Origin of the sequence: Empedobacter sp. UBA2044, from assembly GCF_002333005.1 — a bacterium.
In the GTDB taxonomy this organism is placed as follows: domain Bacteria; phylum Bacteroidota; class Bacteroidia; order Flavobacteriales; family Weeksellaceae; genus Empedobacter; species Empedobacter falsenii_B.
In genome coordinates this window covers 20213-29750 of sequence record NZ_DDBA01000056.1, presented here as the reverse complement: position 1 = coordinate 29750, position 9538 = coordinate 20213, and the positions used below count along the sequence as shown (strand labels likewise).

Here is a 9538-nt window from a genome sequence, read left to right as displayed (position 1 = left end):
TTAACAAGGGGAAGATTACAGTATCTGTTTATAAAATCTAAGATGTAAAAATCTTTATAGATATTATTAATAGGACTACTTCCTTCATAACATAAATAATTATGTTTAGGTTTTAAAAAGCGAATTGATTCTTTTTCGAAGTTATTCTTGATTGTAAAGTGTATCATATTATTTTCGACTTTATCAACCTTTATTTTAATTTCATCCTTATTACAACTCAACAAACCAAATCCTAAAAGTAAAAAGTAAACAATAGATTTCATTGATAATTATTTTCTTAAAGATAACAAAAAAGCGAATCAATTGATTCGCTTTACTTTATTTTAAAACCTTTACTTCTTTTTATCTTAATATTTTATTCTAAGGTTACTTTTCGAATAGGTTTGATGAAAAATGCAATTAAAATTACGGTTAAAATTGTCATTGTTCCACCAAAAATAATTCCTGGAACTAACCCTAAAAATGTTGCAGCAATTCCACTTTCTAAAGCTCCTAATTCGTTAGAAGAACTCACAAATATTGAATTGACAGATGAAACACGACCTTTCAAATTTTCGGGCGTTTTAATTTGTAAAATACTTTGACGAATTACCATCGAAATTGCATCAAAAGCACCTCCAAACATCAAAATCACAAAACATAAATACAGATTTTGACTAAATCCGAAAGATATAATGCAAATACCAAACATTGCGACTGCTCCCAATAATTTTGGTCCAACATTTCCTTTTAATAAACTTGGAATCATCGACAAGAAAAACATCATTATAATCGATCCAATTCCATGTGCTGAACGTAATAATCCAAAAGCTTCAGAACCTTGATTCAATACTTTTTCAACGAAAGCTGGTAACAACGATTCTGCTCCACCAAAGAAAACCGCAAACATATCCAAACTCAAAACAGCTAATATAATTGGCGTTCCCCAAATAAATCTCAAACCTTCTTTGATACGTATCATTGGCGATTCTGTCGATTCTGATTCTGATATTTCTGCTGGTTTTTTAGAAATTAATAATATCATCACCATCGAAATACACATAATTGTAAAAGCGGTTATCAAAGCGGCTTCAATACCAAATTTTGCTAAAATAACTCCTCCTGCCAAAGGTCCTAAAACTGATCCAATCATAAATGCAGACGAAGAAACTGGAATTGCTTTTGTGTAGTTTTCTTTACGGACAACTAAGGCTAAAAGTGCAAATAAAGCTGGTCCGCTAAAGGATCTTGTCAATCCTAAAATGAAAAATGCAAAATAACAGATTCCCAAATAAACAGGAATTCCGATTGCTTGGCGAACTGACGGAAAGTTAACAATCATCAAGACAAAAGAAGCGGTCATAAAACAACCAATACTTCGTACCAAGATCATCCGTTTATCCAATTTATCGACCAATTGTCCCGCATAAAAAGCAGTTAAAAGAATTGGTAAAAACTCGGCTAAACCAATTAATCCAAGAAAAATTTCTTTCTGAGTGACTTTAAAAATTTCGTACGCAACAGACGTACTCTGAATGAATAAAGCAAAGATTAAGGAAAACCTTAAAAATATGAATGGAATAAATTCTTTATTTTTCCAAACGGATGGAACTTTCTCCTCTGATGTCATTTTGTAATTTGAATTTTAAGTTTTTAAATGTACATTGATTTTATTCAAAATTACCTTGATTTTGGATAATAAATTTTGTATAAAATCAAAAAAAATCTTCGTGTATTTCTACCCGAAGATTTTTGAAAGTTTATGATGTATTTTATTGTTTAATTTAAGCGAATTCTAATTGTTTTTTCTCCTCTAATTGAAGACGATATTCGTAAATATCCTCAATTGTCAAAACAGTCATTTCATGTTTTTCGGCAAAATCTATAATTTGCGGAACTTTCGCCATTGTACCATCAACATTTGTCAATTCGCACAAAACTGCTTCATTTCCTAAACCTGCTAATTTCACAATATCAATACTTCCTTCTGTATGTCCTCGACGTTCCATAACGCCTTTTGGACGAGCAATTAAAGGAAAAACATGTCCAGGTCGATTAAGGTCAGTCGGTTTTGCAATTGGATTAATTGCTGTTTTTATCGTTTGTATACGATCGGCTGCAGAAACACCAGTTGTTACACCTTCTTTTGCTTCAATAGTTACTGTAAATGCAGTATGAAAACGTGAGTTATTGTTTTCGACCATAGGATTTAGCTCCAATTCATCTGCTTTTTCTTGTGTAAGACACAGACAAACAATACCGCTACATTCACGAATCAATAAAGCCATATCAGGCGCAGTAATTGTGGAAGCAGGAAAAATGATATCACCCTCGTTTTCACGATTTTCATCATCAATTAATAAAATTCCTTTTCCGTTTTGTAGATCTTTTATTGCATTTGCAATTCTTTCATTGTCTGTTGAGCCAAATTGTGTGATTGTTTTCATTTGATTTTTGTTTTATCATGAAACATCACTTCAGGGCGAAACACATTGTTAAGTAATAAGCTCAAAGTTGTGCGTCATGAGTTTTTCACTCAGAACTTAACACTTATCACTCATGACTTTCAGTTGTGTTCAATTTTCTTCTCTCATCCAGACTATACTGTCGGTTTTGGAGTTTCACCAAATCAGTCCAATAACAGTTGTTAAAGGAGTCGCGGACTATAACCGCCGGTAAGGAATTTCGCCTTGCCCCGAAGAAAATTTCGTTTGTTAATACTAATTTTTTATTTGAAAAATTACCATAAACTTTCGCGAACAAAGTTACAAAACCAAAATGAGTTATTTATAATGAATAAAGATTATTTTGTTTACTATCAATAAAAACCATATCTTCATTAAAACACTAATAAAATGAAAAACAAAGCATTAAGAATAATTCTGAAAATTGGTTATTACGCTTTATGCGGATATTTAGTTGGATTATTAATTTCTTAGATCTCACCAACTGGAACAAGCCAAAACGCACCATTTACATGTATAGCTGGATCAATGACTTTTTTATTTTTTAAAGATTATATCATTCCATATTACAGAAGTCAAATTCAACAAAAATAGATTTTACAAATATTTCTCTACAATCGGTTTGATTTGATTTGCGATAAATTGATATCCTTTTTCATTTGGATGAATACCATCTTTTGAAAGAAATTCTTCTTTAGTTGAATTAAAACGTGAGAAAATATCAATAAATTCTATTTGATTTTGAAGTGCTAATTCTTTTAGCTTTTGATTGTATAATTCAATTTTTTGAGTCGTACGAAATTTACGTTTAGGAACTTTTATTCCATCAACCGTTTTAGAGATTGGTAAAATACTTATCACATAAATGTTAACTGTAAATTCTTTTGCTTGAGAAATTACTTCAAAAAGATTTGATTCAAAATTAACAAGAGAAACCAATTCTAAATCATTTCTTTCAGCTAAATCATTTGCGCCATAAAAAAAGAAAATTAGATTTTCGTCAGGAGAAAAGCGCGCTTTTGTCTCAACTTCAAATCGTTTCATTAAACCTTCTGTTGTCTCTCCTCCTATTCCGAGATTAAAACAATTGACTTCGTTTGCATTGTTATTATAAAACTCAGCATGGCAATAACGTTTCAAAATTTCTACATAACCTCCCAAAACCCCGTCATATTCGCCGTAGGTAATACTATCTCCAAAAAATAAGCAATTTGTCATCATCATCTAAAACAACACTTTATCCTCTTTTCTCAATTCTTCTAAATAAGCAGCTTTTTCGTCACGATAAAATAAATTCATTGTTTCGAATGGAATTAATTTCAAATCTTTGTTGACGATATGTACGCAAGACTTTTTAACAGCACGAACATCAAAATCATGTGCATCCATAAAATTCAAAATGATTATTCGGAACAAATTATCGTAATCTAAATCCAATTCGGGCGCGCAAACTTCTGGTAAACAACAAAGCAACTGATTCATTTTTGGTTGTACTTTATCCACAGAAATTCCTGTGCTAAAAATATCCAACAACTGTACTTTCAATTCTTCATCTTGTTCGTAAACAATTGTATTTTTTGATTCGTTATTCAATAAATCGGCAGGATTTATATAGCGTGTTAACGGAATTACCTCGTCATTTAATTTTAACATATATCCCATTGCCAAAGCATCAGGATTACACGAAACCGGAATAATATCATCTCCATTGAAAAGAGGATATTGATTCAGAATCTCTTGACGAACTTCCGTTAAGGTAATTTTTTCATGAATAGAGTCTTCTCTGTTTCGGCCTGCAATTTCTACAGGTTGAAAAGTAACTCCACGTACACATTTTTGTTTTAAAGCAAAATCGATGATTTTTCCAATTTCATCCGTATTTTTATCTTTTTGAAGAACAACAACCAAAGTTGTAGAAAGATTTAATTCATTCAATTTTTCTAAAGCTTTCATTCGAACATCTGTCAAATCTTTTCCTCGAAAATCTTCTAAAACTTCTTTTTTAAATGAATCAAATTGTAAATAAACTTCAAATTCTGGTGCATAAGTTGCTAATTTTTCTGCAAAACCTGGATCATTCGCAATTCTAATTCCGTTTGTATTCAACATCAAATGTTTAATTGGTTTTGATTTTGCAATTTCCATAATCTCAAAAAATTGTGGATGAATTGTTGGCTCTCCGCCACTAATTTGAACCACATCGGGTTCGCCTTCATTTTTAACAATGGTATCAAACATCGCTTCTATTTGCTCTAAACTACGATGAGAACCGTAATGTGGCGATGACATGGCGTAACAAGTAGGGCACGTTAAATTGCATCGATCCGTCACCTCAACAATTGATAAACACGAATGTTGCTCGTGATCGACACACAAACCACAATCGTACGGACAACCATATTCTACATCTGTCTCAAAATGCAAAGGCATTTCTGATGCTTTATTGTAATTTCTTATGTTTTTATAATAATCGACATCCGTTGCTATTTTTGTTTTGAAGAAACCATGATCTGGACAACGTTTTGTCATAAAAACATTCTCGTCCTCGATAATAATTTTTGCACCAACACGTTTTAAACATTCTGGACAAAGTGAAATTGTATAATCGTAATACGTGTAATTTCTAACCGGCATAATATAAGTTTTAAGTAGATTTAAGTTTTAATGAAAGGTACGATGTTTACATAGATCCACAAACCATTCCTGAAATAATAAGTGTAACCAATGCACACATTCCAAAAATCATTAAATAGTATTTTGAAGATTTACTTTTTCCAGAAATAGAATTTATGATTAGCGAAATTACTGTTCCAACAGCGCCTCCAATAAGTGCAATTACTGCTAAAATTGCTATAATAACATAAATAAAATCGTTTCCAAATCCTCCTTCTGCAAATATTACTGAATATATCATATTAGTTTCCAATTAAAATTAAGCCACAAATTGAACCCGAAGCAAGTAAAATCCCTATTCCCCAAACCATTAGTTTTAGAGACATTTCTACACTTTCTATCTCATTTTTATTCTTTGTAAATAAGTACAAAATAAAACCTGCTACAGAAAGTACAGAACCAATAAGAAGTAAAATAAAAACAATTGTAAATAAAGATTCCATTAGTTAGATTTAAGTTGTGATAACTTAAAGATATAATAAAAAATAACACCAACACAAGTAATTTGAATAGAACTTAATCCTAAAAAAATGGGATGTATTGGTTTGATAAAATCTAAACAGAAACGAAACACAAAATAAGCCAGCATAAAGATTTGAAACAAATATCCAGAAGGATAAATATATTTTTTCTGAACGATTTTTAAAACTATCCAAAGCAAAATAAGGTAAACAATTTCGTACAAAGCAACTGGATGACGTAACAATCCATCGCCTAAATCCATTCCGAAAATAGATGTTGTTTCTATTCCATATGTTTGTTCATAAACGCCTGTTAAAAAGCAACCAATTCGTCCAATTATCATCGCTAAAATCAAAGGAAAAGTAATCAAATCGCCTGTACTTTCTTTGTATCTAATTATCTTTTTTGTGAGTTCTACACCAATTAAACCAAAGGTTAAACCACCTATGATTGTGTTACTTGTCCAGAAAAAGAGAAAAGGATTTTCTGCATCCAAAAGAGCTTGCGGATTTTCTAATGTTCCAATTATTTTAGAGCCCAAAAGCGCTCCAATTAATGCGCCTATAATTATACTAAACGATTGTGTTGTCGATAAACTTGATTTGTTTCGTTTTCGTAGAAATGCATAATAACGCATCGCAATAAAAATTCCGACCGATTCGAGAATAGGATGAACTAAGACTGAGTGTCCAAAAATTTCAATGGATACAGGAAAATCTATTATCACAAATTAATTAGGTTTTGAGTAAAAGTAATTGATTTTATAGAAATAAAAAAAGCGATGTTAAACATCGCTTTTCGTTTATATTTTGAAAATTTTCTTATCTAAATTTTGAAAAATCTCTTGGACGTTTTTCTAAGAATGCATTACGACCTTCTACAGCCTCTTCTGTACCATATGCAAAACGTGTGGTTTCTCCTGCAAAAATTTGTTGTCCAACTAAACCATCATCTACCAAATTGAATGCATATTTCAACATTTTAATTGCTGTTGGCGATTTTGTTAAAATCTCTTGTGCCCAATCAAAAGCAACTTGTTCTAACTCGTCATGCGGAACAACTAAATTTACCATTCCCATATCGTAAGCCTCTTGTGCAGAGTAATTCAATCCTAAGAAAAAGATTTCACGGGCACGTTTTTGACCAACTTGTTTTGCCAAATAAGCCGAACCGTAACCACCATCAAATGAAGCTACATCTGCATCAGTTTGTTTGAAAATCGCATGTTCTTTAGAAGCCAATGTCATGTCACAAACCACGTGCAAAGAATGTCCTCCTCCTACTGCCCAACCATTTACAACGGCTACAACAACTTTTGTCGAAAAACGAATTAAACGCTGAACTTCTAAAATATTCAAACGTCCAACACCATCTTGTCCTTCATAACCTTTTGCACCACGAACGCGTTGATCACCTCCAGAACAAAAAGCCCAACCACCATCTTTTGCAGATGGTCCTTCTCCTGTCAATAAAATTACACCAACTTCACGATCTTCTTCTGCTAATTGAAAAGCATCTAATAATTCGAAAACAGTTTTTGGGCGAAATGCATTACGAACTTCAGGACGATTAAATGCTATACGCATTACTCCATCACATTTCTTGAACGTGATATCTTCGTACTCCTTTACCGTTTGCCAATTGATTGTTGCCATTATATATTTTGTTTTTTGATTAAAAATTTCTCAAAAATAAGATTTATTCATTTTTAAAAAGAATTTTCAGTTATTAATCTCAAGTTTTTCTACGCAATTCTAGCATACGCTGATCTATAATCTCTTGATACTCTTCTTTAATTACCTTATTTTTTGCGCTAAGAGGTTTTATTCATCATAGTGGTATAAAAAAAGACAATCCGAAAAATACGAATTGCCTTTTAATTTGAAAAATATTTAAAAGAATTGTTATTTAAAATCTGCGTCAGAAACGTTTTTATTAATTTCTACTGATTCAATTACTATTTTAGCTGTTTGAGATCCAGCTTCTGTTAAAATTTCTGTTGGCATTAAAATACCTTCAAAAGTTTTATATCCTTTGTTTATCGTCGTCGCAATCATTTCTCCTTGTGGAGATTTCATTTTTTGTTCAGACTTCATTAACAAGCCAGTTTTTACATCATAATAATCTGTACGAGAAATATCTGCAGCAACAACTTTGTAATATTCAACTCCGTTTTCAGAAACGATTCCTTCTACTTTAGCCGATTTATAACCTTCTGACAATGGTACAAACAAAGAATTTGTTTTCTTTAAAGGATCTGTCATTTCAGCTGGTAAATCAAATTTTTGTCCTTGAAAAACAAACCCTTTCTCACCATCAAAAATTTGTTTAATAATAAGTCCACCTATATTATAACTTACAAAAGTTTTATTAGGCGCAGCAGATTTAGATATATATTCTCCATTTCTACCCATCATGTCAATTTTTCCTTTTTGAGCAATCGATTTTACAGCTTTCACTTTGTCCGTACCACCAATAGCTTTGAAAAAATTATCTGTAATTTGAGCAACTGAAACAGTTGTAGTTTTTGCACCAGAAGTTGGTTTATCTATTTTATTTCCGAAAGAATCGTAGTAATTAACTGAGTAACCTAATTTTTCTAAAGCTGGTGCAATTTGCTCTAATTTACCTGTTACATTGATTTTTGCTTGATCTGGACGGAAATATTTTTTCGAAACACGTAAAACATCATCAATTGTTACAGCATTTATATTTTTGATATAATCTGCATAAAAACTATCTGATAATTGATTTGTCTTTTTCGTTAAAGCCTGGTTAGCAACCGTAGAAGGACTTTCTAAAGTCAAGATAAAGTTTCCTAAGAATTTTGCTTTTACATCATTCAACGTTTGTTGATCAATTTTGTTTAACGTCATTCCTTTAATTTCTTTCATCGTCTCAACGATAGCAGAATCCGTCACTTCGTTACGAACAGTTGCATTAGTATTGAAACGTCCAATGTAACGAGAATCAGAAACTCCACCACGTGCACCATATGTCCAACCATGCGCTTCACGAAGATTCATATTCAATTTCGAATTAAAATCGCCTCCCAAAATAGACGACGCAATTAACGCTGCATAATAATCTGGATCTTTCTTTGTCAACTGAACTGGATACGAAACTGAGACCACAGATTGCACTGCGTTAGGCATATTAATCGCATTTAATTCCGTTTTTGTAACTTCTTCTACTTTTGGAAATGCTGGAATATTTAATTTTCCTGTTTGCCAAGAATCAAAGTTTTTCTCCGCCAATGCTTTTACATCTTTTGTCGAAATATCTCCAACAACAATCAAATAAGCATTGTTTGGTTTGTAGTAGGTATTGTAGTAATCCTTCACATCTTGCAATGTAATTTTCTCAATTTGGGCTGGTGTATCAAATTCTGAGAAAGGATTATTTTTTCCATAAACTAATATATTCGAAACGCGAGATGCTGCTGCTTCTACAGATTTTTCATTCGACTTTAAACCTTCGATGTAACGTTTTTTAACATCAGCAAATTCACTTTCAGTAAAGTTTGGATTCATAGCTCCATCAGCCATATAACCAAAAATCTCGTTAAAATACTTAGTTAAAGAACTTGCAGAAGCTCCTTCTTCCCAAAAATTAACGCGAGCTCCTAAAAACTCAATACGTTTATTGAAATCATCTTTCGATTTTGTTTTTGTTCCTGTTCCCAACATTTCGCCCAACAAAGACTCTGCTCCTTTTTTTGCACCTAATGCATATGGAGGATTATCGATTGTTAATGTAGCAGAAACTCGTGGTAATTTATGATTTTCAACAACGATAACTGTTAAACCATTTTTTAATTTGAATTCGTTCGATTTTCCTAAATTAACCGTCGGTGCTGGACCTGGTTTTGGCATTGGAATCGCCACTTGCGCATTTAAGCTAACTGCCATAAAAGCGATTGCAAGAGATAATATTTTTGTTTTCATAATTCGGTTGTT

At 32.0% G+C, this 9538-nt stretch carries 10 protein-coding genes and 1 riboswitch; all 10 genes read right to left on the bottom strand.

Annotated elements, in window-relative coordinates; all coding sequences use genetic code 11:
* A partial coding sequence (locus tag B4E59_RS09715; protein ID WP_291048153.1) for a hypothetical protein occupies window positions 1-263 on the bottom strand: 263 nt, incomplete at its 3' end.
* 92 nt (window positions 264-355) lie between these two features.
* On the bottom strand, window positions 356-1609 hold the full coding sequence (locus B4E59_RS09710; protein ID WP_286496264.1) for an MFS transporter: 1254 nt from the start codon (window positions 1607-1609) through the stop codon (window positions 356-358).
* 154 nt (window positions 1610-1763) lie between these two features.
* Window positions 1764-2426, bottom strand: coding sequence for a 3,4-dihydroxy-2-butanone-4-phosphate synthase (gene ribB, locus B4E59_RS09705; protein ID WP_291052702.1), 663 nt, complete (start codon window positions 2424-2426; stop codon window positions 1764-1766).
* Window positions 2427-2557: 131 nt separating this feature from the next.
* A riboswitch (FMN riboswitch) is annotated at window positions 2558-2686 on the bottom strand.
* 355 nt (window positions 2687-3041) lie between these two features.
* On the bottom strand, window positions 3042-3662 hold the full coding sequence (locus B4E59_RS09700) for an SGNH/GDSL hydrolase family protein (protein WP_115002005.1): 621 nt from the start codon (window positions 3660-3662) through the stop codon (window positions 3042-3044).
* Between the two features lie 6 nt (window positions 3663-3668).
* On the bottom strand, window positions 3669-5078 hold the full coding sequence (locus B4E59_RS09695) for a radical SAM protein (RefSeq protein WP_280037369.1): 1410 nt from the start codon (window positions 5076-5078) through the stop codon (window positions 3669-3671).
* A 46-nt stretch (window positions 5079-5124) separates the two neighbouring features.
* On the bottom strand, window positions 5125-5358 hold the full coding sequence (locus B4E59_RS09690; RefSeq protein WP_114999703.1) for a hypothetical protein: 234 nt from the start codon (window positions 5356-5358) through the stop codon (window positions 5125-5127).
* A gap of 1 nt (window position 5359) precedes the next feature.
* Window positions 5360-5560, bottom strand: a complete 201-nt coding sequence (locus B4E59_RS09685; protein ID WP_114999701.1) for a hypothetical protein — start codon at window positions 5558-5560, stop codon at window positions 5360-5362.
* On the bottom strand, window positions 5560-6306 hold the full coding sequence (locus B4E59_RS09680) for a prolipoprotein diacylglyceryl transferase (RefSeq protein WP_312067361.1): 747 nt from the start codon (window positions 6304-6306) through the stop codon (window positions 5560-5562). Before B4E59_RS09680 ends, B4E59_RS09685 begins: the two co-directional genes overlap by 1 nt.
* Window positions 6307-6400: 94 nt before the next feature.
* Window positions 6401-7234, bottom strand: a complete 834-nt coding sequence (locus B4E59_RS09675) for a 1,4-dihydroxy-2-naphthoyl-CoA synthase (RefSeq protein ID WP_114999699.1) — start codon at window positions 7232-7234, stop codon at window positions 6401-6403.
* A 249-nt stretch (window positions 7235-7483) separates the two neighbouring features.
* On the bottom strand, window positions 7484-9526 hold the full coding sequence (locus B4E59_RS09670) for a M16 family metallopeptidase (protein WP_291052699.1): 2043 nt from the start codon (window positions 9524-9526) through the stop codon (window positions 7484-7486).
* Window positions 9527-9538 lie beyond the last annotated feature (12 nt).